The sequence below is a fragment of the Stutzerimonas decontaminans genome (assembly GCF_000661915.1).
Taxonomy (GTDB): domain Bacteria; phylum Pseudomonadota; class Gammaproteobacteria; order Pseudomonadales; family Pseudomonadaceae; genus Stutzerimonas; species Stutzerimonas decontaminans.
The window spans coordinates 4,098,514-4,122,425 of record NZ_CP007509.1 but is presented as its reverse complement, the minus strand read 5'-3'; the positions used below and the strand labels follow the sequence as shown (position 1 = coordinate 4,122,425).

Below are 23,912 nucleotides of genomic sequence, written 5' to 3'. Positions count from 1 at the left end.
GAGGTTGTATGCCGTGATCGATTCCGATGGTTTTCGCCCGAATGTCGGCATCATCCTGACCAACGATGTCGGTCAGGTGCTGTGGGCCAGGCGGATCAATCAGGATGCCTGGCAGTTCCCGCAAGGCGGGATCAATGCCCGTGAAACGCCAGAAGAAGCCCTGTTCCGCGAACTCAACGAAGAAGTTGGCCTGGAAGAGCAGGATGTGAAGATCCTCGCCTGCACCCGTGGCTGGTTGCGCTATCGTCTGCCGCAGCGACTGGTGCGTACCCACAGCCAACCGCTGTGCATTGGCCAGAAACAGAAATGGTTTCTGCTGCGCCTGACCAGTGCCGAAGAGCGTGTGCGGATGGACCTGACCGGCAAACCGGAGTTCGACGGTTGGCGCTGGGTCAGTTATTGGTATCCGCTGGGACAGGTGGTCACCTTCAAGCGCGAAGTCTATCGTCGCGCACTTAAAGAACTCGCACCGCGTCTACCGGTGCGGGACTGAGATTCGGGGAGAAAGCCTCTGAGCATGCTCGGCACGCTGCGCAAGATTGTCCAGGAAGTGAATGCCGCCAAGGACCTCAAGGCGGCGTTGGGCATCATCGTGCTGAGGGTCAGGGAGGCCATGGGTAGCCAGGTCTGCTCGGTCTATCTGCTCGATCCGGAAACCGAACGCTTCGTCCTGATGGCCACCGAGGGTCTCAACAAGCGCGCCATCGGCAAGGTCAGCATGGCGCCCAACGAAGGCCTGGTCGGCCTGGTGGGCACCCGCGAAGAGCCGCTCAACCTCGAACACGCCTCCGAACACCCGCGCTACCGCTACTTCGCCGAAACCGGCGAGGAACGCTATGCGTCTTTCCTTGGTGCGCCGATCATCCACCACCGGCGGGTGATGGGCGTACTGGTCATCCAACAGAAGGAACGCCGTCAGTTCGACGAGGGCGAAGAAGCCTTCCTGGTCACCATGAGCGCGCAGCTCGCCGGCGTTATCGCTCATGCCGAGGCTACCGGCTCGATCCGTGGCCTCGGCCGGCAGGGCAAGGGCATTCAGGAAACCCGCTTCATCGGCATCCCGGGCGCGCCAGGCGCCGGTGTGGGAACTGCCGTGGTGGTGCTGCCGCCGGCCGATCTGGATGTGGTGCCGGACAAGAACATCGACAACATCGACGCCGAACTGACGTTGTTCGAAGCCGCGCTGGAGGCGGTGCGCGCCGACATGCGCAACCTGTCGGAAAAGCTCGCGACACAGATGCGCAAGGAAGAGCGCGCGCTATTCGACGTGTATCTGATGATGCTCGACGACTCGGCCCTCGGCGGTGAAGTGATCAAGGTGATCCGCACCGGGCAGTGGGCGCAGGGCGCGCTGCGTCAGGTGGTCAGTGAGCACGTGCGGCGTTTCGAGATGATGGACGACGCCTACCTCCGCGAGCGGGCATCGGACGTCAAGGATATTGGCCGGCGCCTGCTTTCCTATCTGCAGGAGGCGCGCCAGCAGACCCTGACCTACCCGGACAAAACCATTCTGGTCAGCGAGGAGTTGTCCCCGGCGATGCTCGGCGAGGTGCCCGAAGGCAAGCTGGTGGGGATGGTCTCGGTACTCGGTTCGAGCAACTCCCACGTCGCCATTCTCGCCCGCGCGATGGGCATTCCGACGGTGATGGGCGCGGTCGACCTGCCGTATTCCAAGGTCGACGGCATCGAACTGATCGTCGATGGTTACCGCGGCGAGATCATCACCAATCCAGGCAAGGTGCTGCGCGAACAGTACGAGGTGCTGGCCGAGCAGGAGCGTCAGCTCTCCGAGGGGCTCGATGTTCTGCGTGAACTGCCCTGCGAGACCACCGATGGCCATCGGATTCCTCTGTGGGTGAACACCGGACTGCTGGCCGATGTGGTGCGCGCCCAGGAGCGTGGCGCGGAGGGCGTGGGGCTGTATCGCACCGAAGTGCCCTTCATGATCAAGGAGCGCTTCCCCAGCGAAAAGGAGCAGATGGCGATCTACCGCGAGCAGCTGGAAGCCTTCCATCCGCTGCCTGTGACCATGCGCAGCCTCGATATCGGTGGAGACAAGTGCCTGCCGTACTTCCCGATCAAGGAAGAGAATCCGTTTCTCGGCTGGCGCGGTATCCGCGTCACCCTCGACCACCCCGAAATCTTCCTGTTGCAGACCCGCGCCATGCTCAAGGCCAGCGCCGGGCTGAACAACCTGCGTATCCTGCTGCCGATGATTTCCGGCATCGGCGAGCTGGAAGAGGCTTTGCACCTGATCCATCGCGCCTGGTGCGAGGTGCGCGACGAAGGGCTGGACGTGCATATGCCGCCCGTTGGCGTGATGATCGAAGTGCCGGCGGCGGTGTATCTCACCCGTGAACTGGCACGCCAGGTGGACTTCATCTCGGTCGGGTCCAACGACCTGACGCAGTATCTGCTGGCGGTCGATCGCAACAACCCGCGGGTCGCCGATCTCTACGATTATCTGCACCCCGCCGTGCTCGAAGCGCTGCAGCGGGTGGTCAAGGAAGCGCACAGCGAAGGCAAGCCGGTGAGCATTTGCGGCGAGATGGCTGGCGATCCGGCGGCCGCCGTACTGCTGCTGGCGATGGGCTTCGACAGCCTGTCGATGAATGCCACCAACCTGCCCAAGGTGAAATGGCTGCTGCGCCAGATCAGCATGGACACCGCCCAGCAGTTGCTCGCGCGGGTCATGCTTCTCGATAGCCCGCACGTGATCCAGAGTACGGTTCAGCTGACCCTGCGCAACCTGGGCCTGGACAAGCTGATCAACCCGTCTGCCGCCGTCTGAGTCCGATCAGTTGCGCGGCGGATGGCGGTAGCGCACCTCGCTCAGCGGGCCGTGCGGGCCAAAACTGCGTTCCAGAATCTCCAGCGTGTGGTCGGCATGGCGGATCAGCGCTGTGCTGGCGCGCGTGCCGTATTCGGGGCTGGCGATGAAGATGCTGGACAGCCGCCGTTCCCACTCCAGCGATACGCCTGTCTGTGGCAGCTCATGCTCGGCGGCCGGTCGCGGATCGGCGAGCAGGGCCAGCAGGCGCTCGATATCCGGCTGGTCGAGTTCGTCCGCCAGCGCGGCTCGGGCCTTCCTTAGCTTCGGCCAGGGCGTGTCCAGGCCGGCATTCGACAGGCCGTAGACCCCGGCCCTCAGCGGCGTCGCTTCGCCGCTGTGGGAATTCAGGTGCCAGAGGCTCTGGGCATCCCCGACCAGCAGGTTGAAGCCAGCGTAATCGCTGCAGCGGGCGGCCAGTTCAGCGAGGTACTCGGCCGGCGACAACTCGCCGCGCAGGTATTGCTCGGGTAGTTCGCCGCGCGAACGCAGACCGATCGGCTGGCCCGGTGCACGGATGTTGGTCAGCGCGGCGAAGCGCCCGCGGGTGGTGATGCCCATCCAGGTGCCGCCGGCCTGCAGATCGCGTCCGGCGATGATCCAGGGTGCGTCCTTCCATTGCCCCAAGGGCAGGCTGGGCCGGGCGTGGAATTCGTCACGGTTGGCCGCTACCACCAGTGGCTGGATATGGTCGGGGCGCCAGGCGAAGACGATCAGGCACATGGGAAATCTACTCTCTCTGCCGGTTCGCTAGAGTACAGACGCAGCGTGCACGGGAGCCACTGCCGGTCCGCGCTGCGTCTGCCGGTGTGGGCAACCAGGCGAGCGTCCTGCGCGGGTTTTCCGCTAACATGTCGCTTTGTTTCGCCGGGACGGGGCACATGGAGTTTCTGCTGTATCTGCTGCTGGGTGGCTTCGCTGGAGTGCTGGCCGGGCTGTTTGGTGTGGGCGGCGGACTGATCATCGTGCCAGTGCTGGTCTTCAGTTTCAGCGCCCAGGGGTTTTCCGGGGATATTCTCACTCACCTCGCCGTCGGGACGTCGCTGGCCACAATCGTTTTCACCTCGATCAATTCGATTCTCACGCACCATCGCAAGGGCGCGGTGCGCTGGCCAATGGTGCTGTGGATGACTTTCGGTATTCTGCTTGGTGCGGCTCTGGGCAGTCTGACCGCCGCGGCGATCCAGGGTCCGATGTTGCAGAAAATCATCGGTGTGTTCGCCCTGGCGATGGCGGTGCAGATGGGGTTTGATCTGCGGCCCAAGGCCACCGGCCAGGCGCCGGGTCGACCAGAGCTGTCGTTGGTTGGGGTGGTCATTGGCTGGGCATCGGCAATCTTCGGCATCGGCGGCGGCTCGCTGTCGGTGCCCTATCTGACCTGGCGCAGCGTGCCGATGCAGCAGGCGGTGGCGACATCCGCGGCGTGCGGCCTGCCGATCGCCATCGCCGGAGCGCTGAGTTTCATGGTCGTCGGCTGGCATGAGCCGCAGCTGCCGGATTGGAGTCTGGGCTTCGTTTATCTGCCAGCCATGCTCGGCATCGCCGCCACCAGCATGTTCTCCGCCAGGCTGGGTGCGAAGCTGGCCCATCGGCTGTCGGCAAAGGTTCTGAAACGGCTGTTCGCTCTGCTGCTGCTGAGCGTCGGCATCAATTTTCTGGTTTGAGGAGTAACGGATGCTGCCCTATCCGCAGATCGATCCGGTGGCCATCGCCATCGGCCCTTTGCAGATTCACTGGTACGGCCTGATGTACCTGATCGGCATTGGCGGCGCCTGGTGGCTGGCCTCGCTGCGCGTGCAACGCTTCGCGCCGGAGTGGCCGAAGGACAAACTGTCCGACCTGGTGTTCTGGGTCGCCATGGGGGTGATCGTCGGCGGTCGTCTGGGTTACGTGCTGTTCTACGACCTGGCTGCCTACATCAATCAGCCGAGCCTGATCCTGCAGGTGTGGAAGGGCGGCATGTCGTTCCATGGCGGCTTGATCGGGGTGCTGCTGTGCAGCTGGATATTCGCGCGGCGCAACGGCAAGAGCTTCTTCGAGCTGATGGACTTCATCGCGCCGTTCGTGCCGATCGGCCTGGGCGCCGGGCGCATCGGCAACTTCATCAATGCCGAGCTGTGGGGCAAGGCCACCGATGTGCCCTGGGCGATGGTCTTCCCGACCGATCCGCAACAGCTGGCCCGGCACCCGTCGCAGCTCTATCAGTTCGCCCTGGAGGGCATCGCGCTGTTCGTGATCCTCTGGTTCTATTCGCGCAAGCCGCGGCCGACCATGGCGGTCTCCGGGCTATTCGCGGTGTGCTACGGCATCTTCCGCTTCATCGTCGAGTTCGTCCGCGTGCCGGATGCGCAGCTGGGTTATCTGGCGTTCGGCTGGCTGACCATGGGGCAGGTGCTCTGCGTGCCGATGGTGCTGCTCGGTGCCGGGATGATCGCCTGGGGTTACCGGCGCGACGCTGGTCGGGCGCCGGCCTGATTCGAAGGCCTGCCTGTCGCCGCAAAGGCGACAAGCGGGCCCCAGGCTTTTACTATTCGCGCAGCCTTTTCACCGCGCTCCGGCGCCTGCCTCGAGTCAATCGATGAAACAGTATCTCGACCTGATGCGCCACGTGCGCGACCACGGCACCTTCAAGACCGACCGTACCGGTACCGGCACCTACAGCGTGTTCGGCCACCAGATGCGCTTCGACCTGGCCGAAGGCTTTCCGCTGGTCACCACCAAGAAGTGCCACCTCAAGTCCATCATCCACGAGCTGCTTTGGTTCCTGCAGGGCGACACCAACATCAAGTACCTGAAAGAGAACGGCGTACGGATCTGGGATGAGTGGGCCGACGAGAATGGTGAGCTGGGGCCGGTGTACGGCTACCAGTGGCGTTCGTGGCCGGCGCCGAACGGTGAGTCCATCGATCAGATCGCCAACCTGCTGGCGATGATCAAGAAGAACCCGGATTCACGCCGGCTGATCGTTTCGGCCTGGAACCCGGCCCTGGTCGAGCAGATGGCGTTGCCGCCGTGCCACGCGCTGTTCCAGTTCTACGTTGCCGACGGCAAGCTCAGCTGCCAGCTGTACCAGCGCTCGGCGGATATTTTCCTCGGCGTGCCGTTCAATATCGCCAGCTACGCGCTGCTGACGCTGATGGTGGCGCAGGTCTGTGACCTGCAGCCGGGCGAGTTCATCTGGAGCGGCGGCGACTGTCATCTGTACGCCAATCACCTGGAGCAGGCCGACCTGCAGCTGACTCGTAAGCCGCTGCCGCTGCCGACCATGAAGCTCAATCCCGAGGTGAAGGACCTGTTTGCCTTCCGCTTCGAGGACTTCGAACTGGTCGGCTACGAAGCGCATCCGCACATCAAGGCACCCGTTGCCGTCTGACTTTGGTCGGGTTTGCTGCCGCAGATAACCCGGCTGTCATATTTGCCGTATAGACTCGACCGCTCAGGGTTATCGAGGATCGAGTCATGCGCAGGGTCGTGTTCAATCAGAAGGGCGGTGTCGGCAAGTCGAGCATCGCCTGCAATCTGGCCGCGGTCAGCGCATCGCAGGGCTACCGCACACTGCTGGTGGACCTGGACGCTCAGGCCAACTCCACGCATTACCTGACCGGGCTGACCGGCGACGATATTCCCACTGGCATCGCCGACTTCTTCAAGCAGATCCTCGCCGGCGGTACCGCGGGCAAGAAGGCGCGCCCGCCGATCCTCGAAACGGCCTTCGACAACCTGCACCTGATCAGCGCCACGGCCGAGCTGGCCGACCTGCAGCCCAAGCTGGAGGCCAAGCACAAGATCAACAAACTGCGAAAATTGCTCGACGGCCTTGCCGAGGATTACGACCGCATCTACCTCGACACTCCGCCGGCGCTGAACTTCTATACCGTTTCCGCGCTGATCGCTGCCGACCGCTGCCTGATTCCCTTCGACTGCGACAGCTTTTCCCGTCAGGCGCTGTACAGCCTGCTCGACGAAATCGAAGACATGAAGGACGACCACAATGAGGCACTCGAAGTGGAGGGCATCGTGGTCAATCAGTTCCAGCCGCGGGCCGCGCTGCCGCAGCAGATGATCGACGAACTGTTGAGTGAGGGTTTGCCAGTGCTGCCGGTCAACCTGATGAGCTCGGTGAAGATGCGCGAGTCGCACCAGGCCTGCATGCCGCTGGTGTACCTGGACCCGCGGCATAAGCTGAGCCAGCAGTTCGTCGAACTGCATGACCTGCTCGAAGCGAACGGCTGAGTCGGCTCCGGGCTGAGCCCGGCGGCCCTAGTCGTCGGCGCGCCGCTCCAGCTTCTTGCCCAGCCGCGAGGCATAGAGTTCGCCGATCATCCCGCGGCGGAACACCAGTACGCAGGCCATGAAGATGATCCCGGTGACCAGCGTCACCGGCAGCTCCGAGGTGGCGAAGTAGTTGCCCAGGCTGGTCACCAGCGCGGCGCCGAACACCGGGCCGACCAGCGTGCCGATGCCGCCGAGCAGGGTCATCAGCACCACCTCGCCGGACATCTGCCAGCTGACGTCGGTCAGCGTGGCGAACTGGAATACCAGCGCTTTCAGCCCGCCGGCGAGTCCCGCCAGCGCGGCGGACATGACGAAAGCCCCGAGCTTGTAGCGCGACACCGAATAGCCGAGGGAAATGGCGCGGTTCTCGTTCTCGCGGATCGAGCGCAGGATCATGCCGTACGGCGAGTGAATGACGCGCCAGATCAGCAGCATGCCGGCGAGAAACACCGCGAGCACGAAGAAGTACATGTACAGCGGCTCCTCGAGATCGATCAGGCCGAACAGATGGCCGCGCGGAATGTTCTGGATACCGTCCTCACCGTGGGTGAACGAAGCCTGCAGGCAGAAGAAAAAGAACATCTGCGACAGCGCCAGGGTGATCATCGTCGAGTAGATGCCCTGTCGGCGGATCGCCAGAAAACCGATGATCAGCCCTAGAAACGCCGCGCCGGCAACGCCGACGAGAATGCCCAGTTCCGGCGTCAGCCCCCATTCCTTCACTGCATGCGCGGTGAAATAGGCGGCACCGCCGAAGAACGCCGCGTGGCCGAAGGAGAGAATGCCGGTGTAGCCGAGCAGCAGGTTGAAGGCGCAGGAGAAGAGGGCGAAGCACAGCACCTTCATCAGGAAGATCGGGTAGAAGTAGAACGGTGCCAGCGCCAGCGCAACCACGCCGATCAGGATCAGTACGGTCTCCAGGCGCAGCAGCGGGCGTTTGGTGGTCGGCGTGACGTTCACCTGGCTGTTCATCAGGCGTCCCTCCCCATCAGACCGGCGGGACGCACCAGCAGCACGATCGCCATGATCACGAAGATCACGATGTTGGAAGCCTCCGGATAGAACACCTTGGTCAGCCCCTCGAGAATGCCGAGCATGTAGCCGGTGATGATGGCGCCGAGAATCGAGCCCATGCCGCCGACCACGACAACGGCGAACACCACGATGATCAGGTTCGAGCCCATCAGCGGACTGACCTGGTAGATCGGCGCGGCGAGCATGCCGGCCAGCCCGGCCAGTGCCGCGCCCATGCCGTAGGTGAAGGTCAGCAGCAGCGGCACGTTGATGCCGAAGGTGCGCACCAGCGTCGGGTTCTCGGTGGCGGCCCGCAGGTAGGCGCCGAGCTTGGTCTTCTCGATCAGCAGCCAGCTGGCGATGCAGATCACCAGCGACGCCAGCACCACCCAGGCGCGGTACTTGGGCAGGAACATGAAGCCCAGGTTGTAGCCGCCGGCCAGCTCCTTGGGCACCGCATAGGGTTGCCCGGAGGAGCCGTAGAAGTAGCGGAAGGCGCCCTCCAGGGCGAGCGCCAGGCCGAAAGTGAAGAGCAGGCTGTAGAGGTGGTCGAGGTTGTACAGCCGCGACAGCGCCAGGCGCTCGATCACCGCGCTGCACAGGCCGACGATGATCGGCGCGAGGATCAGCGCCGGCCAGTAGCCGATGCCCAGGGTGGCCAGCAACAGGTAGCCGGCGAAGGCGCCGATCATGTACTGCGCGCCGTGCGCGAAGTTGATGATCTTCAGCATGCCGAAGATGATCGCCAGGCCCAGGCTGAGCATGGCGTAGAACGAGCCGTTGATCAGGCCGATCAGCAATTGCCCGAGAAACGCCTGGATCGGCACATCGAAAATCGTCGTCATCAGACCCCCAGGGCTTCGTTGAGCATGCTCATGCGATCAGGCAGTTCGTCGACGGCGAAGTGGTCGATGACCTGGCCGTGGTCCACCACGTAGAAGCGGTCGGCCACCTTGCTGGCGAAGCGGAAGTTCTGCTCCACCAGCAGGATGGTCATGCCGCGTTGCTTGAGCGTCTGCAGCACCTCGCCGATGCGCTGGATGATCACCGGTGCCAGGCCTTCGGTGGGTTCGTCGAGCAGCAGCAGTTTGGCGCCGGTGCGCAGGATGCGCGCCATGGCCAGCATCTGCTGCTCGCCACCGGAGAGCTTGGTGCCGGGGCTCCTGCGGCGTTCCTCGAGGTTGGGGAACAGCTGGTAGATCTCCGCCAGGGTCATGCCGCCCTTGGCGATCACCGGCGGCAGGGTGAGGTTCTCTTCCACCGTCAGCGTGGAAAAGATGCCGCGTTCTTCCGGCACGTAGCCGATGCCGTGGCGGGCGGTGCGGTGCAGCGGTACGCGCAGCATGTCTTTGCCGTCGAAGCGGATCGTCCCGCTGCGCTTGCGGATGATGCCTACGATGGCGCGCAGCGCGGTGGTCTTGCCCACCCCGTTGCGGCCGAGCAGGGTCACTGTCTCGCCCTGGTGTACGTCGAGGTCGATGCCGTGCAGGGCATGGCTTTCACCGTACCAGGCGTTGAGGTCGCGCACGCTGAGCAGTGGTTCAGTCATCGTCGGTCCCCATGTAGGCCACGCGTACGCGCTCGTCCTGGCTGACCGTACGGTAGTCGCCGGAGGTAAGAATTTCGCCCCGCTGCAGCACCGTGACCTGATGGCAAAGGTCGGCGACCACCTTGAGGTTGTGCTCGACCATCAGCACCGCACGCTGGGTAGCCACTTCGCGGATGATCTCGGCCACCACGTGCACGTCTTCATGGCCCATGCCGGCCATGGGCTCGTCGAGCAGCAGCACCTTGGGCTCCAAGGCCAGGGTGGTGGCGATTTCCAGCACGCGCTTGCGCCCGTAGGAGAGATCGGCCGCCAGCTCGTTGCGCTTGTCGGCCAAGCCGACGGACTCGATCAGCTGCAGGGCGCGCTCGTTGAGGCGGTTGAGCGAGCGCATCGGCAGCCAGAATTGCGTGGCCAGCCCGCCCGGCCGCTGCAGGGCGACGCGCACGTTGTCCAGCACGGAAAGGTGCGGGAACACTGCGGAGATCTGGAACGAGCGCACCAACCCCATGCGCGCCACCTTGGCCGGGTCGGTGCGGGTGATGTCATGGTCGAGCAGGCGGATGGTCCCACTGGTGGGTTGCAGAAACTTGGTCAGCAGGTTGAACACCGTAGTCTTGCCGGCGCCATTGGGTCCGATCAGGGCGTGCACCTGTGCGTGGTGCACGTCCAGGTCGACATTGTTGACCGCCACGAAGCCGCCGAACTCCTTGCGCAGGCCGCGGGCAGAGAGCATGACCGGCGCGTCCGCCTCCGCAGTCAGCCCGTGGCTGGTGGCCTTCTGAACTGCCGCCATGCTCACTGCCCGACCAGTTCGCAGCCGCTATCGGCCGGCTTGATGTAGGCCTCGTCGCCTGGCACGGTGGCCAGCACCTTGTAGTAATCCCAGGCGCGTTTGCTCTCCTCGGGCTTCTTCACTTCCATCAGGTACACATCGCTGATCAGTCGGCCGTTGGCGCCGACCTTGGCGTTGCGCGCGAAGACGTCGTCCACCGGCATCTCGTGCATCGCCTTGGCGACCGGCTCGGTGGCGTCGGTGCCGGCCTTCTCGATCGCCTTGAGGTACTGCATGACGCCGGAGTAGGTGCCGGCATGCACCATGTTCGGCATACGGCCGGTGCGCTTGAAGAAGCGTTCGCCGAACTCGCGGGATTTGTCGTCGCGGTCCCAGTAGAAACTTTCGGTTAGCGTCAGGCCCTGCGCAGCGTCGAGGCCCAGGCCGTGCACTTCGGCGAGGGTGAAGAGCAGGGCGGCGAGGCGCTGGCCGCCGGCGACGATGCCGAATTCGGCGGCTTGCTTGATGCTGTTGGCTGTGTCCAGCCCGGCGTTGGCCAGGCCGATGACCTTGGCACCGGAGGATTGCGCCTGCAGCAGGAACGACGAGTAATCGGTACTCGCTAGCGGATGGCGCACCGCGCCCTTGACCTCGCCGCCCTTGGATTTCACGAACTTGCCGGTCTGTTCTTCCAGGGAGTAGCCGAAGGCGTAGTCGGCGGTGAGGAAATACCAGCTGTCACCACCCTGAGACACCAGCGCGCCGCCGGTGCCGACCGCCAGCGCATGGGTGTCGTAGGCCCAGTGGAAGCCGTAGGGCGAACACTGCTTGCCGGTCAGCTCGGTGGTGGCGGCGCCGGTCACCAGGTTGATCTTCTTCTTGCTCTTGGAAATGCCCTGTACCGCCAGCGCCACCGAGGAGGTGGTCAGCTCCATGATCGCGTCAACCTGCTCGCGGTCGTACCACTGCCGCGAGATGTTGGAGGCGATGTCCGGCTTGTTCTGGTGATCGGCGGTAACGATCTCGATGGGCGCGTCCAGCACCTTGCCGCCGAAGTCCTCGGCGGCCATCTTCGCCGCCTCGAACGACCACTTGCCGCCGAAGTCGGCATACACACCGGATTGGTCATTGAGAATGCCGATCTTCACCTTGCCGTCGGAAATTTCGGCCGAGGCGGGTACTGCGACCACTGCCGTCAGAGTTGCCGCTGCGATTGCTGAAAGCTTCATGCGTATCTCCTTGCACGGTTTGCTCGGCATACGGGCTCGCCCCATGCGAAGCGGTCCGTATGGGCGGGTTAGGGGAAAGCTGGGCAAGCGGTCAGGCGCGCAATGCCGTGGATCACCGGCTTGGGTGCAGTGGCCTGGCTTTGACGCGTGCACGGCGAACGCAAGCGTGCGCGGGGCACCACGTCGTCGTGGAAATTCGGAAAGATGAGAGCTGGAAAGCGGGACCAGAAACGAGTCGAAGCGAGGCACATGGGCATCTTCTTCTTATTGTTGTTCTGGCTCTAAACGTAGCAGGGGTTTGCAGGGACGCAACCTGGCGGTGGTGTGTCGATCAGCTATGCAGTGCCTGCGCCATCGAGCGCAGGCGGGCAAAGGCGCGCCTCAGCGCGCGATAAGGATGTCGCAGGGCGGGTTGTCGATAAACTGCCGCGCCAGGCTGCCGAGCAATGCGCTGCTCAGTTCACCGCGGCTGTGACTGCCAAGGGCCAGCAGCTGCGGTTGCAGGTCGCGCAATGCCGCGTCCATGCAATTGTTGCGCTCGCCCTGGTGCAGGCTGTAGCTCAGCAGTGCGCCCGTATCCGGCAGCTGCGGCTGGATGTCTTCGATCAACTGGTCGAACAGCTCCTGCTGCAGCGACAGGCCTTCGTAATCGGGGCCGTGTACTTCGGCCATCTCGTCGATATGCAGGGCATGCAGCTCGGCACCGTCGCCCAGCAACTCCCAGGCGCACTGCATGGCGCGGGTGGCGCAGCGGGAGAAGTCCAGTGCAGCCATGGCGCGTTGATACGGAGCTTCCGCGGGTGCGATAGCCAGCAGCAGCGGTGCCGGGCTTTCAAGCATGATGCGCTCCAGCGTGGTGCCGGCGAATCCCTGGCTCGCCCCCTTGTGGTGACGGCCCAGTACCAGCAGGTCGACCTCCAGGCCTTCGGCTTGCGTGCGGATTTCCTCCACCGGCTGGCCGCGACGAATCCAGGGCTCGAGCTGACCCAGCTCGTTCTCCTGCAGGCGCTGTTGCAGAAGTGCGCGTGCGTGCTGTTCGTCGCTCGCCGCGTCGCGATCGTCGAGTACATGCAGCAGGCTGATACGGGCGCCAGTCTGGCGCGCCAGGCCGGCTGCACGCTGCAGCGCGAGGTCGGCGTCCGGGCTGAGATCGTGGGCGACGAGAATGTGCTGAACCCGATTTTGCTGAAGCATGGGCGGCCTCGCGAGGCTGGCGAAAGCCGCAAGTATGCCGTGGCGGCAGAGTCATGTCCCGTCCATGGCCCGCGTCGCTGGGTTGATCGGAGGCAACAACTTTGCTGGCGATGGGTCGTCGTGCTTTTGTCGGGCCGGTCCTGCCGCTATGCTTGCCGACATTCGAGCAGGAGTTAAGGATGAGCAAGGTCAGTGTGCTGGTAGTGGATGATGCGCCCTTTATCCGGGATCTGGTGAAGAAGGCGCTCCGTAGTCACTTTCCGGGCATTCGCATCGAGGATGCGGTCAACGGGCGCAAGGCCCAGCAGATGCTCAGCCGCGAGCGGTTCGACCTGATTCTCTGTGATTGGGAAATGCCGGAGATGTCGGGCCTGGAGCTGCTGACCTGGTGTCGCACCCAGGATGCGCTGAAGATCACCCCGTTCATCATGGTCACCAGCCGTGGCGACAAGGAGAACGTGGTGCAGGCCATTCAGGCTGGCGTTTCAGACTTTATCGGCAAGCCCTTTTCCAACGAACAGCTCACCAGCAAGGTGCGCAAGGCCCTAGGGCGCGCCGGCAAGCTGGATGCCCTGGCTGCCAGCGCACCGACCAGAACGTTGGCCACCGGCATGGCCAATGACTCTCTGGCGGCTCTGACCGGAGGCAAGGCCGAGGTTGTCCGTCCTGCGGCACCTGCCGCTACCGCCGCGGAAAGCAAAGCCTCGCCCCTGATTCAGCCGTCGGCAGCACCTGCCAGCGCTCCGGCCGGTGCTGCGTCCGGTCGTGGACAGGGCCAACTGCGCCTGGCCAATGGCAGTGTTGCCTGCGTGATCAAAGCGCTGAGCCTCAAAGAGGCGCTGCTGGTGGTCAAGCGTGGCGAGCAGCTGCCGCAGGTGCTGGAAAGCGCCGTGCTCGATCTTGAGCAGGGCGAGGGCGGTGAGGTCGCGCGCCTCAACGGCTATTTGCACGCCGTTGCGGCGTTCGAGCCCAAACCCGACAGCGAGTGGCTGCAGCTGTCGTTCCGCTTCGTCGACCGCGACCCGCAGAAGATGGACTACCTGTCACGCCTGATCGCCCGCGGCACAGCGCAGCGTCACTTCGTTCCGGGGGCCTGAGCAATCCGGGCAGGCGACCGTTCGGCGCCTGCCGTCACGTACAAACTGACGAGCATCACACCCCGACGGTCGGTGGCTCGCGTAGGCTGGCCGCCACTGCTAGTCTTCCCGCTCCAACACTATAACCATTAGAAACTGCCGTTATGCTGGGGCGCATTCTCTTGTTGCTCGGGCTGCCACTGCTGGCCACGCCAGCGCTGGCCCTGACCATCTACAAATACACCGACGCCAATGGGGTCGTGACCTATAGCGACCAGGCCGCGCCTGGCGCGCAGGTCTTCGTCTTCAGTGATCGCATGGTGGAAAAGCTCGATACCCAGGTCAAACTGGAAACCCGCAAGCACGATGCGGGCGAAACGCTGCTGGTGCGCAACGACCTGTTCGCGCCGGTGGATATCGAGCTGAAGCTGGAAAATGTCGAGAACGCCGTGGGCGCGCCGGCCAAGCCGATCCGCTGGGTATTGCCACCGCGCAGCCAGATCCGCCTGGCGACCCTGGCACCGCGTGATGCCTCCAAGCCGCTCAAGTACACGCCCAAGCTGCGCCATGCGCTAGGCGATCCGCGGCTGATTCCCAAGCCTTACAAATACCCGCTGCCCTGGCGCGGCGGCCCTTTCCGCCTGACCCAGGGCGCCAACGGCCAATACAGCCACTTCACCCCCAAGGGTCGCTACGCGGTCGACATCGCCATGCCTGAAGGCACGCCCATCGTCGCGGCGCGCGGTGGCATGGTGGTCAAGATCGAGAACGAGCAGAGCGGGCGCGGCAACAACCCGGCTGGCAACTTCGTGCGCATCCTGCATGACGACGGCACCATGGGCGTCTACCTGCACCTGATGAAGGGTTCCGTGGCGGTGCGCGAAGGCCAGCGCGTGGAAACCGGCGCCCGCATCGCGCGCTCCGGCAACACCGGCAACAGTACCGGCCCGCACCTGCACTTCGTGGTGCAGCGCAACGTCGGCCTGGCCATCGAGTCGATTCCGTTCGACTTCTCGCAGCCGGTCAACAGCCTGCCTAACTTCGCCGTGGGTGGCGATTAAGGCCGTTGCGGCTGTGGAGGCTCGTCTGGCAGCGCCAGTGTGGCGGCTGTCAGATTCAGGCTTTGAGTACCTTCGCGAGCACGATTTTCGGCCCGCGCATCTTTTTGATGACGATCTGCAGGCCTTCTACCTGAAGCACTTCATCTTCGTCGGGTACGCGCTTGAGGGTTTCGTAAACCAGCCCTGCCAGTGTTTCCGCCTCGACGTGGTCGAGATCGATGCCGAGAAGGCGTTCGAGCTTGAATAGCGGCGTGTCGCCGCGCACCAGCAGCTTGCCGGGCTGGTAGGCGAGCACGCCGCGTTCGGTCTTGCGGTGCTCGTCCTGAATGTCGCCCACCAAGACCTCCAGCACGTCTTCCATGGTCAGGAAGCCGATCACCTTGTGGTCACCTTCCTCGACCAGCACAAAGTGCGCGCCGCCCTGGCGGAACTGTTCCAGCAGGCTGGCCAGCGGCATGTGCTTGGACACCCGTTCCAGTGGGCGCAGCAGCTCGCTCAGGCAGAAGTTCTCGGCAAGGCGGTCGTTGCCGGCCAGCGCCAGCAGCAGATCCTTGATGTGCAGCAGGCCGACATACTCGCCTTTGCTGCTGTTGTAGACCGGATAGCGGCTGTACTTGTGACGGCGAATCACCTCGAGGATCTCACCTAGCGGCGCATCGTGCTCCAGCTGCAGCAAATCCTCGCGGGAGTTGGCCCAGTCGACGACTTCCAGCTCGCTCATCTCCACCGCCGAGGCCAGCACCTGGATCTGCTGGTTGCCGGGATCGCGGGCGCGGTTGGAGTGCAGGATCAGTTTGAGCTCTTCGCGGCTGTAGTGATGGTCGTGGTGTGCGCCCGGCTCGCCCTGGCCGGCGATGCGCAGGATGGCGTTGGCGCTGGCGTTGAGCAGGTAGATCGCTGGGTACATCAGCCAGTAGAACAGGTACAGCGGTACGGCCGTCCACAGCGACAGCAGCTCCGGTTTGCGGATCGCCCAGGATTTCGGTGCCAGCTCGCCGATGACGATGTGCAGATAGGAAATGATGAAGAATGCGGTGAAGAAGGCGATGCCATGCACCAGTGCCGGCGACTGGATGCCGATGCCGCCCAGCAGAGGTTCGAGCAGGTGCGCGAACGCCGGTTCACCGACCCAGCCCAGGCCCAGAGATGCCAGGGTGATACCCAGCTGGCAGGCAGAGAGATAGGCATCAAGCTGATTGTGCACGGTACGCAGGATGTGGCCGCGCCAGCCATGCCGGCTGGCAATGGCTTCTACCTTGGTGGCGCGCAGCTTGACCATGGCGAACTCGGCGGCGACGAAGAAGCCGTTGAGCAGCACGAGGAACAGAGCGAAGAGAATCAGGCCGAAATCGGCGAAGTAGGAGGAGGCGGCGTAACTGGGGGAAGGGTCCATGAAGGGGTCGGGTGGCCAATGATCGCGACAGGATGGCGGCGGCGCGCCGGCTTTTCAAGCGACAGCCGGGGATTTTTCCGGCTGACAGGTAGTGCGAGTCAGCGGCCGGATATCTGGCTGTTCTGGAAATGGCAGGAGAAGCGGCTGCCCTGGCCGGGGGTGCTGCTGATGTCCAGGCGGCCCTGATGGCGTAGCAGCACGTGCTTGACGATCGCCAGGCCGAGTCCCGTGCCGCCGGTGCTGCTAGCGCGGCTGGAGTCGACCCGGTAGAAACGCTCGGTCAGCCGTGGCAGATGCTTTTGTTCGATGCCGATGCCGCTGTCCTCGACGCTCAGGTGGGCGCCGACCTCGTCGCCCCACCAACGCACATGCACGCTGCCACCGTCGGGGGTGTACTTCACCGCGTTGAACACCAGGTTGGAGAAGGCGCTGCGTAACTCCGTCTCGCTGCCCTTGAGCTGCAGCGCCGGATCGGCATCGAGGCTGATCAGGTGGCCGCGACTGCCTGACAGCGCCCGAGCATCGCTGATGATCGACTGCAACAACAGCCCCACCGCCACCGGCTGGTTGTCGGTCGGCCGGGTGCTGGTTTCCAGGCGGGCCAGCAACAGCAGGTCGTTGAGCAGGTGCTGCATGCGCCCGGCTTGCTGATTCATCTGCTGCAGGGCGCGAAGCCAGCGCGGATTCACCCCCTCGGCGTTTTCCAGCAGGGTTTCCAGATAGCCGGCGATCACCGTGAGCGGGGTGCGCAGCTCATGGGAAACGTTGGCCACGAAGTCTTTGCGCATCTGCTCCAGCTGGTGCAGGCGGGTTACATCGCGCACCAGCAGCAGATGTTCACTGTTGCCATAGCGGGTGATGTTGAACTGCAGACGAAGACGATCATCTACCGGCGAGGCCAGCTCCAGCGGCTGGTCGTAGTTGCCGCTGTCGAAGTACTCCTTGAAGGCTGGATGGCGCACCAGGTTGCCGATCGGGTGGCCGGCGTCCTGCGGCTTCTTCAGCCCCAGCAGCCGGGTTGCGGCGGGGTTCCACCACTCCAGATTGCCGTCGCTGTCGAGCATGATCACTGCGTCCTTGAGGGCTGCGGTCGAGCCCTGAGCGCGGTCGATGATGCCCTGCAGCTGCCCACGTAGGCGCAGATCGCGTCGTTGCATCTGGTACAGGCTGTCGAATATGTCACCCCAGATGCCGGCTGAATCCGGTGGCGGCTCGTCGGGGTCGGCGCGGCGCAGCCAGCGTTGCAGGCGCAGCAGCTGGCGCAGGGTCCAGACGAGATAGCCGCTCAGGCCGAGAACCAGCGCCCAGGCATATTCCCCGGAGATCAGGCCGAGCAGCAGGCAGCCGCCCAACAGCAGCAGCAGGCGGCGAACGAGGGCTCCTTGCCAGTCCTGATTCAACCGATGCACTCCAGAGCGGTGGCGATGATGGGGTGGATGACGCCGGGACGTATGTTCACCCGGCGTGCTCAGCTTTTGCTGGAGAAACGATAACCGGTGCCGCGTACTGTCTGCACCAGATTCTCGTAGGCTTCACCGAGCGCCTTGCGCAGGCGACGGATATGCACGTCGACGGTGCGCTCCTCGACATAGACATTGCCGCCCCAGACCTGATCGAGCAGCTGGCTGCGGGTGTAGGCGCGCTCCTGGTGGGTCATGAAGAACTGCAGCAGGCGGTACTCGGTGGGGCCCATCTCGGCCGGCTTGCCGTCGATGGTGACGCGGTGGCTGACCGGGTCGAGCAACAGACCGCCGATCTCGATCGGCGACTCGCTGTCCACTGGCGTCGCACGGCGTAGCACGGCTTTCAGGCGGGCCACCAGTTCGCGTGGTGAGAACGGCTTGGTGATGTAGTCGTCGGCGCCGACTTCCAGGCCCTGGATCTTGTTGTCCTCTTCGCCCTTGGCGGTAAGCATGATGATCGGCGTGTCGGCGGTCAGTTCGTCACGCTTGAGGCGGCGGGCCAGTTCGATGCCGGAGGTGCCGGGTAGCATCCAGTCGAGCAGGATCAGGTCCGGCTTGCGGTCGATGATCAGCGCATGGGCCTGCTGGGTGTTCTCTGCTTCGAGACAGTCATAGCCGGCCATTTCCAGGGCGACGACGATCATCTCCCGGATCGGCGCCTCGTCATCGACGATCAGTATGCTCTTGCCGTTCATGGTCAAGCCTCGGGTCCGTTCTTGTCGTCCGGCATTAGATAACGGAATTATTGCAGCTATGTGACAGGCAGACGGCAGCAAGGGCTCTAGCGCGGCTCGCTGAGCATTAAGCCCGGGTCGCGTAATCCAGCACGATGCCAAGCAGAATCGCCAGCCCGGCCCAGTGATTGTGCAGGAAGGCCTTGAAACAGACCTGCGGCTTGCGCGATTGGGTCTTCCAGAATTCCCAGGCGAAACAACCGGCGGCGACCACCAGTCCGAGGTGGAACCACTGGCCGAGTTCGAAGCGCACACCGGCGAGGAGCAGACAGAAAAGTGCCAGGCCCTGCAGGGTGGCGATGATGACGCGGTCCGCTTCGCCGAAGAGGATGGCGGTGGACTTGATGCCGATCTTCAGGTCGTCGTCGCGGTCGGCCATGGCGTAGTAGGTGTCGTAGGCCACCGTCCACAGCAGGTTGGCGATGAACAGCAGCCAGGCTTCCGGCGGCAGGCTGCCGGTCTCGGCGGTGAAGGCCATCGGCATGCCCCAGGAGAACGCCGCGCCGAGCACTACCTGCGGGTAGAAGGTGTAGCGCTTCATGAACGGGTAGCAGGCGGCCAGCGCCAGCGCGCCGAAAGACAGGTAGATGGTTGTCGCGTTGGTTAGCAGTACCAGCCCGAAGCTCAGGCCCACCAGTACGGCGAACAGCGTCCAGGCCTCGCGCGAGCTGATCTTGCCTGCGGCCATGGGGCGTGCCTGAGTGCGCTGCACGTGACCGTCGAAGTTGCGATCGGCGAAGTCGTTGATCACGCAGCCGGCGGCGCGCATCAGGATCACGCCGGTGACGAAGATGAACAGGTTCTTCGCGCTGGGCACACCCTCGGCCGCGATCCACAGCGCCCACAGCGTCGGCCACAGCAGCAGGTAGGTGCCGATAGGCCGATCCAGGCGCATCAGCTGGATGAAGTCCCAGGCGCGCGGGTGCAGGCGGTTGCTTGATTGCAGCAATTTCAGATACATCGGCGGCTCTCCTTGGCGGAAGGGGGCATGCAGAGCGGCGCGCTCAGGGTGTGATGGCAGCGGCCTGCCATAGCTCGGGAAGAAACACCTCGGTGACCAGCACGCCGAGCTGATTCTGGCGGAAGCACGAGCGGCGTGCCCAGAGGCCGTCCGCGCGTCGTTCTGCAGGCAGCCAGTCAGCAGGGTAATGACATGCCTGAAGTGTGCCGCGCGCGAATGCCGGATTGCTGAACAGCAGTTCGCCCAGCGAACGATTGCCCAGGCGCTGCAGGTCAAGCCCGGAGTCGGTCAGCTGTGACCGGGCTGCGACGCTGCGGGCGAACACCCAGGGCCGACCATGACCGCACAGATAGACCTCGCGCACCCAACCCTCGCTCTCGGGCGGAACGCCGAGCGCGGCGCACTCGTCGGCGCGCAGGGCCTGCCAGGCTTCATGCAGCGGCGTCACGCTGAACGCGCCATTGGCCAAGTCGGTCAGGCGTCGCGTCAGCGAACCCTTGTCGACGTACAACCAGTCGTGCAGGGCGGGATCGAGGGGAGAGGGGAGATGATCGGCACTCAGCCAGTCAAGGAATTCGGACACGGCGCGTTCGGGCATAGCGGAAAGAGCGGCGAGTCTAGCATGCGCCCCGGCCGTTGCAGGGCGTAGGCGGCGATGCGGCCTGTAGGGCGCAGCCGGCGGCGCTACAGGATGATCAGGTCCAGCCTTCCAGGCGCATGGTGGCGCGCACCAGACGCTGCTCTTCCTGCTCGATCTCCTTGAGGTTGTCGCGAATGCCGTGGATATGGTCGCGTGCGGCGCGCTGGGCCTGTTCGGGCAGGCGCTCGATCACCGCGTGATAGAGCCGCGAGTGCTGACGGTCGATCTGCCGCTTCTGCGCCGGGCGGTGGTAGAGGTTGTTTACCGACGCGAAAACCGTCGAGAGCATCAGATCGGTCAGCGACTGCAGCGTATGCACCAGCACCGGGTTGTGCGAGGCCTCGCAGATCGCCAGATGAAAGGCATGGTCGAGGCGGGCGTGTTCGCGCGGGTCGGCGCCGTTCTCGCTGGCGTGGGCGGCCAGCATTTCCTCGTAGCGTCGGCGCAGCAGGATGAAATCCGCATCGGTGCCGCGCAAGGCGGCCAGCCGGGCCGATTCGCCTTCCAGCAGCGCGCGTACCTCCAGCAGGTCATAGAGGGTGCGCGGCTGCGAGTTGAACAGGTGCATCAGCGGGCTGGCGTCATGGTTGCCGGACAGTTCGGCAACGAAGGAGCCGCGGCCCTGGGATGTCTCGATGATGCCGCGCCCGCGTAGTACGCGCAGGCCCTCGCGCAGCGCCGAGCGTGAGATGCCGAGCTTTTCGCACAGGCGACGTTCCGACGGCAGCGCCTGGCCGACCTTCAGAACGCCATCGACGATCAGTCTTTCGATGCGCTCGGCTACGACATCGGCGACTTGACGACGGTCATTGTTGGTTTCGCTCGGCATGTCTTTCTCCAGCTGGTAGGACCAGTTGGCGGGAAGTTTAGCCTTATCGGCGCTGCGAGAGTAGATATGCGGCCTAGAGGCTATTCAGGTAGTGCTCTTGAGTGGCCAACTACAAAAAACTGGTAGGACCAGTTGGCTGGGGCATAGACGGCTGGAGGTCATCGGCGCTAAAGATGCGTCATTCCACCGCAGCGGCGCGCGCTGCCTGCAACTCACGAGAACCGGAACCTGCCATGAACATTCTCTACGACGAACGCGTCGATGGGGCGTTGCCAAAGGTCGACAAGGCCGCCCTGCTGGCCGAGCTGCAGGCGCAGTTGCCCGACCTGGACATCCTCCACCGCAGCGAAGACCTCAAGCCCTACGAGTGCGATGGGCTCTCCGCCTACCGCACCGCGCCGTTGCTGGTGGTGCTGCCCGAGCGTGTCGAGCAGGTCGAGACGCTGCTCAAGCTCTGCCATCAGCGTGGTGTTCCGGTAGTTGCCCGTGGCGCTGGTACCGGTCTGTCCGGCGGCGCGCTGCCGCTGGAGCAGGGCATCCTGCTGGTGATGGCGCGCTTCAACAAGATTCTCGAAGTCGACCCCGCCGGCCGCTTCGCCCGCGTCCAGCCCGGCGTGCGCAACCTGGCGATATCCCAGGCTGCCGCACCCTATGAGCTGTACTACGCGCCGGACCCCTCGTCGCAGATCGCCTGCTCCATCGGCGGTAACGTCGCCGAGAATGCCGGTGGCGTGCATTGTCTGAAGTACGGCCTGACCGTGCACAACCTGCTCAAGGTCGACATTCTCACCGTCGAAGGCGAGCGCATGACGCTCGGCTCCGATGCGCTGGATTCGCCGGGCTTCGACCTGCTGGCGCTGTTCACCGGCTCCGAAGGCATGCTCGGCATCGTCACCGAGGTGACGGTCAAGCTGCTGCCTAAGCCGCAGGTGGCCAAGGTGCTGCTGGCCGCCTTCGACTCGGTGGAGAAGGCCGGGCGTGCAGTGGGCGACATCATCGCTGCCGGCATCATCCCTGGCGGGCTGGAGATGATGGACAACCTGTCGATCCGTGCTGCCGAGGACTTCATCCACGCCGGTTATCCGGTGGATGCCGAGGCGATTCTGCTCTGCGAACTGGATGGCGTCGAAGCCGACGTTCACGACGACTGCGCCCGCGTCAGCGAAGTGCTCAAGCTGGCCGGCGCCACCGAAGTGCGCCTGGCCAAGGACGAAGCCGAGCGCGTGCGCTTCTGGGCCGGACGCAAGAACGCCTTCCCGGCGGTCGGGCGCATCTCGCCGGACTACTACTGCATGGACGGCACCATTCCGCGGCGCGAACTGCCGGGTGTGCTCAAGGGCATTTCCGATCTCTCCGAGCAGTTCGGCCTGCGCGTGGCCAACGTGTTCCATGCCGGCGACGGCAACATGCACCCGCTGATCCTCTTCGATGCCAACCAGCCCGGTGAGCTGGAGCGCGCCGAAGACCTGGGCGGCAAGATTCTCGAACTCTGCGTGAAGGTCGGCGGCAGCATCACCGGCGAACACGGCGTCGGCCGCGAGAAGATCAATCAGATGTGCTCGCAGTTCAATGCCGACGAGCTGACGCTGTTCCACGCGGTCAAGGCGGCCTTTGACCCGAGCGGCCTGCTCAACCCGGGCAAGAACATTCCGACCCTGCATCGCTGCGCCGAATTCGGCCGCATGCACATCCACAACGGCCAGCTGCCTTTCCCCGAACTGGAGCGTTTCTGATGTCCGTAATCGCCAACGACGCCAGCGCGCAGTTGCTGGATCAGGTCAACCAGGCGCTTGCCGCCAACACGCCGCTGCGCATCCAGGGCAGCGGCAGCAAAGCTTTCCTCGGCCGGCAGGTCGACGGCGTGCTGCTCGATACCCGCGAGCACCGCGGCATCGTTAGCTATGACCCCACCGAGCTGGTGGTCACCGTTCGCGCCGGCACGCCGCTGACGGAGCTGGAAGCCGCGCTGGATGCCGCCGGGCAGATGCTGCCTTGCGAGCCGCCGCACTTCGGCGAAGGCGCCACCGTTGGCGGCATGATCGCCGCTGGGCTGTCCGGGCCGCGTCGCCCGTGGAGCGGTTCGGTGCGCGATTTCGTGCTCGGCTCGCGCGTGATTACCGGCCAGGGCAAGCACCTGCGTTTCGGCGGCGAGGTGATGAAGAACGTCGCCGGTTATGACCTGTCGCGCCTGATGGCCGGCAGCTTCGGCTGCCTCGGCGTGCTCACCGAAGTCTCGCTCAAGGTCCTGCCCAAGCCGCGCCTGTGCACCAGCCTGCGTCTGGAAATAGACCTCGACCGCGCGCTGCTCAAGCTCGCCGAATGGGGTCAGCAGCCGATCCCGATCAGTGCAGCCAGCCATGATGGCCAGGCGCTGCACCTGCGTCTGGAAGGCGGCGAAGGCTCTGTTGGTGCGGCCCGCGAGCGCATCGGTGGCGAGGATCTCGACCCCGGCTACTGGAACGAGCTGCGCGAACAGCGCCTGGCGTTCTTTGCCGACCCGCGCCCGCTGTGGCGCCTGTCGCTGCCGAACAACACCCCGGCGCTGGCACTGCCGGGCGATCAGCTGGTGGACTGGGCCGGTGCTCAGCGCTGGCTGAAGTCCGACGCCGATGCGGTGACCATCCGCGGCATCGCCATCGAAGTCGGCGGTCACGCCACCTGCTTTACCGCCGGCGCCACGACCAATCCGTTCCAGCCGCTGTCGGCACCGCTGCTGCGCTATCACCGCCAGCTCAAGGCCGCGCTGGACCCGCAGGGGATCTTCAACCCCGGCCGCATGTATTCCGAGGTCTAGGTCGTGCTCAGCGCGATTGGCCGCTGCGACGCTGCGCCAGAAGGCGCAAGACAAGGCGAGAGGAGAGAAGTTTGGTAGCTCCAAATGAACGACGAACA

At 64.4% G+C, this 23,912-nt stretch carries 23 protein-coding genes; 10 read left to right on the top strand and 13 right to left on the bottom strand.

The annotated features are described in order from the left end of the window. Nucleotides 1-13: 13 nt before the first annotated feature. Both UIB01_RS19125 and ptsP read left to right on the top strand, forming a co-directional pair. On the top strand, nucleotides 14-493 hold the full coding sequence (locus UIB01_RS19125; protein WP_015278517.1) for an RNA pyrophosphohydrolase: 480 nt from the start codon (nucleotides 14-16) through the stop codon (nucleotides 491-493). Nucleotides 494-517: 24 nt separating this feature from the next. Further along, nucleotides 518-2,791 (top strand): phosphoenolpyruvate--protein phosphotransferase, encoded by a 2,274-nt coding sequence (gene ptsP, locus UIB01_RS19120; protein ID WP_038663984.1) that lies wholly within the window; start codon nucleotides 518-520, stop codon nucleotides 2,789-2,791. Between the two features lie 6 nt (nucleotides 2,792-2,797). On the opposite strand, the gene UIB01_RS19115 is transcribed toward ptsP, so the two are convergent. After that, entirely contained in the window at nucleotides 2,798-3,553 is a 756-nt protein-coding gene (locus tag UIB01_RS19115; RefSeq protein ID WP_038663982.1) for an NRDE family protein, read from the bottom strand. 158 nt (nucleotides 3,554-3,711) lie between these two features. On the opposite strand from UIB01_RS19115, the gene UIB01_RS19110 reads away from it, so the two are divergent. The 4 genes from UIB01_RS19110 (at nucleotide 3,712) to UIB01_RS19095 (ending at nucleotide 7,063) form a co-directional block, all read left to right on the top strand. Next, the gene (locus UIB01_RS19110; RefSeq protein ID WP_038663979.1) at nucleotides 3,712-4,494 is read left to right on the top strand and encodes a sulfite exporter TauE/SafE family protein; all 783 of its coding nucleotides are present in this window, start codon (nucleotides 3,712-3,714) and stop codon (nucleotides 4,492-4,494) included. 10 nt (nucleotides 4,495-4,504) lie between these two features. Continuing rightward, the gene (gene lgt, locus UIB01_RS19105; RefSeq protein WP_038663975.1) at nucleotides 4,505-5,305 is read left to right on the top strand and encodes a prolipoprotein diacylglyceryl transferase; all 801 of its coding nucleotides are present in this window, start codon (nucleotides 4,505-4,507) and stop codon (nucleotides 5,303-5,305) included. A 103-nt stretch (nucleotides 5,306-5,408) separates the two neighbouring features. Further along, nucleotides 5,409-6,203, top strand: a complete 795-nt coding sequence (locus tag UIB01_RS19100; protein ID WP_038663972.1) for a thymidylate synthase — start codon at nucleotides 5,409-5,411, stop codon at nucleotides 6,201-6,203. 86 nt (nucleotides 6,204-6,289) lie between these two features. Then, nucleotides 6,290-7,063 carry a ParA family protein gene (locus UIB01_RS19095; RefSeq protein WP_038663969.1) on the top strand — a complete coding sequence of 258 codons (774 nt, stop codon included), beginning with the start codon at nucleotides 6,290-6,292 and terminating at the stop codon, nucleotides 7,061-7,063. A gap of 27 nt (nucleotides 7,064-7,090) precedes the next feature. Here the strand turns inward: UIB01_RS19095 and UIB01_RS19090 are convergent, their stop codons facing one another. From UIB01_RS19090 to UIB01_RS19065, 6 genes are all read right to left on the bottom strand, one after another. Further along, on the bottom strand, nucleotides 7,091-8,077 hold the full coding sequence (locus UIB01_RS19090; RefSeq protein WP_038663966.1) for a branched-chain amino acid ABC transporter permease: 987 nt from the start codon (nucleotides 8,075-8,077) through the stop codon (nucleotides 7,091-7,093). Further along, nucleotides 8,077-8,964 carry a branched-chain amino acid ABC transporter permease gene (locus tag UIB01_RS19085; protein WP_013981555.1) on the bottom strand — a complete coding sequence of 296 codons (888 nt, stop codon included), beginning with the start codon at nucleotides 8,962-8,964 and terminating at the stop codon, nucleotides 8,077-8,079. The genes UIB01_RS19090 and UIB01_RS19085 overlap by 1 nt, the downstream gene beginning before the upstream one ends. Then, nucleotides 8,964-9,668 (bottom strand): ABC transporter ATP-binding protein, encoded by a 705-nt coding sequence (locus UIB01_RS19080; RefSeq protein WP_038663963.1) that lies wholly within the window; start codon nucleotides 9,666-9,668, stop codon nucleotides 8,964-8,966. The genes UIB01_RS19085 and UIB01_RS19080 overlap by 1 nt, the downstream gene beginning before the upstream one ends. Beyond that, the gene (locus UIB01_RS19075; RefSeq protein WP_051605111.1) at nucleotides 9,661-10,461 is read right to left on the bottom strand and encodes an ABC transporter ATP-binding protein; all 801 of its coding nucleotides are present in this window, start codon (nucleotides 10,459-10,461) and stop codon (nucleotides 9,661-9,663) included. Before UIB01_RS19075 ends, UIB01_RS19080 begins: the two co-directional genes overlap by 8 nt. 2 nt (nucleotides 10,462-10,463) lie before the next feature. Then, complete coding sequence (locus UIB01_RS19070) at nucleotides 10,464-11,669, bottom strand: ABC transporter substrate-binding protein (RefSeq protein ID WP_038663961.1); 1,206 nt, start codon at nucleotides 11,667-11,669, stop codon at nucleotides 10,464-10,466. A 381-nt stretch (nucleotides 11,670-12,050) separates the two neighbouring features. Then, entirely contained in the window at nucleotides 12,051-12,863 is an 813-nt protein-coding gene (locus UIB01_RS19065; RefSeq protein WP_038663958.1) for a universal stress protein, read from the bottom strand. 179 nt (nucleotides 12,864-13,042) lie between these two features. Between UIB01_RS19065 and UIB01_RS19060 the strand changes: the two genes are divergently transcribed. Beyond that, on the top strand, nucleotides 13,043-13,960 hold the full coding sequence (locus UIB01_RS19060) for a response regulator (RefSeq protein WP_038663955.1): 918 nt from the start codon (nucleotides 13,043-13,045) through the stop codon (nucleotides 13,958-13,960). A 143-nt stretch (nucleotides 13,961-14,103) separates the two neighbouring features. Then, nucleotides 14,104-15,000: a peptidoglycan DD-metalloendopeptidase family protein gene (locus tag UIB01_RS19055; RefSeq protein WP_038663952.1), complete on the top strand. Its 897-nt coding sequence runs from the start codon at nucleotides 14,104-14,106 to the stop codon at nucleotides 14,998-15,000. A gap of 55 nt (nucleotides 15,001-15,055) precedes the next feature. Here UIB01_RS19055 and UIB01_RS19050 read toward each other — a convergent pair whose 3' ends face one another. The 6 genes from UIB01_RS19050 to glcC form a co-directional block, all read right to left on the bottom strand. Next, a complete protein-coding gene (locus UIB01_RS19050; protein ID WP_038663949.1) occupies nucleotides 15,056-16,393 on the bottom strand; it encodes a hemolysin family protein in 1,338 nt (445 codons plus the stop codon). 98 nt (nucleotides 16,394-16,491) lie between these two features. Then, the gene (phoR, locus tag UIB01_RS19045; protein ID WP_038663946.1) at nucleotides 16,492-17,793 is read right to left on the bottom strand and encodes a phosphate regulon sensor histidine kinase PhoR; all 1,302 of its coding nucleotides are present in this window, start codon (nucleotides 17,791-17,793) and stop codon (nucleotides 16,492-16,494) included. A 68-nt stretch (nucleotides 17,794-17,861) separates the two neighbouring features. Next, a complete protein-coding gene (gene phoB / locus UIB01_RS19040; RefSeq protein ID WP_003283304.1) occupies nucleotides 17,862-18,551 on the bottom strand; it encodes a phosphate regulon transcriptional regulator PhoB in 690 nt (229 codons plus the stop codon). Between the two features lie 106 nt (nucleotides 18,552-18,657). Beyond that, entirely contained in the window at nucleotides 18,658-19,551 is an 894-nt protein-coding gene (ubiA, locus tag UIB01_RS19035; protein WP_038663942.1) for a 4-hydroxybenzoate octaprenyltransferase, read from the bottom strand. 43 nt (nucleotides 19,552-19,594) lie between these two features. Continuing rightward, the gene (locus UIB01_RS19030) at nucleotides 19,595-20,149 is read right to left on the bottom strand and encodes a chorismate--pyruvate lyase family protein (protein WP_038663939.1); all 555 of its coding nucleotides are present in this window, start codon (nucleotides 20,147-20,149) and stop codon (nucleotides 19,595-19,597) included. Nucleotides 20,150-20,246: 97 nt separating this feature from the next. Then, nucleotides 20,247-21,020, bottom strand: coding sequence for a transcriptional regulator GlcC (gene glcC, locus UIB01_RS19025; RefSeq protein WP_038663936.1), 774 nt, complete (start codon nucleotides 21,018-21,020; stop codon nucleotides 20,247-20,249). Nucleotides 21,021-21,253: 233 nt separating this feature from the next. On the opposite strand from glcC, the gene glcD reads away from it, so the two are divergent. Both glcD and glcE read left to right on the top strand, forming a co-directional pair. Further along, entirely contained in the window at nucleotides 21,254-22,753 is a 1,500-nt protein-coding gene (gene glcD, locus UIB01_RS19020; RefSeq protein WP_038663932.1) for a glycolate oxidase subunit GlcD, read from the top strand. Continuing rightward, entirely contained in the window at nucleotides 22,753-23,814 is a 1,062-nt protein-coding gene (glcE, locus tag UIB01_RS19015) for a glycolate oxidase subunit GlcE (RefSeq protein WP_038663929.1), read from the top strand. The genes glcD and glcE overlap by 1 nt, the downstream gene beginning before the upstream one ends. The last annotated feature ends 98 nt before the right edge of the window (nucleotides 23,815-23,912 follow it).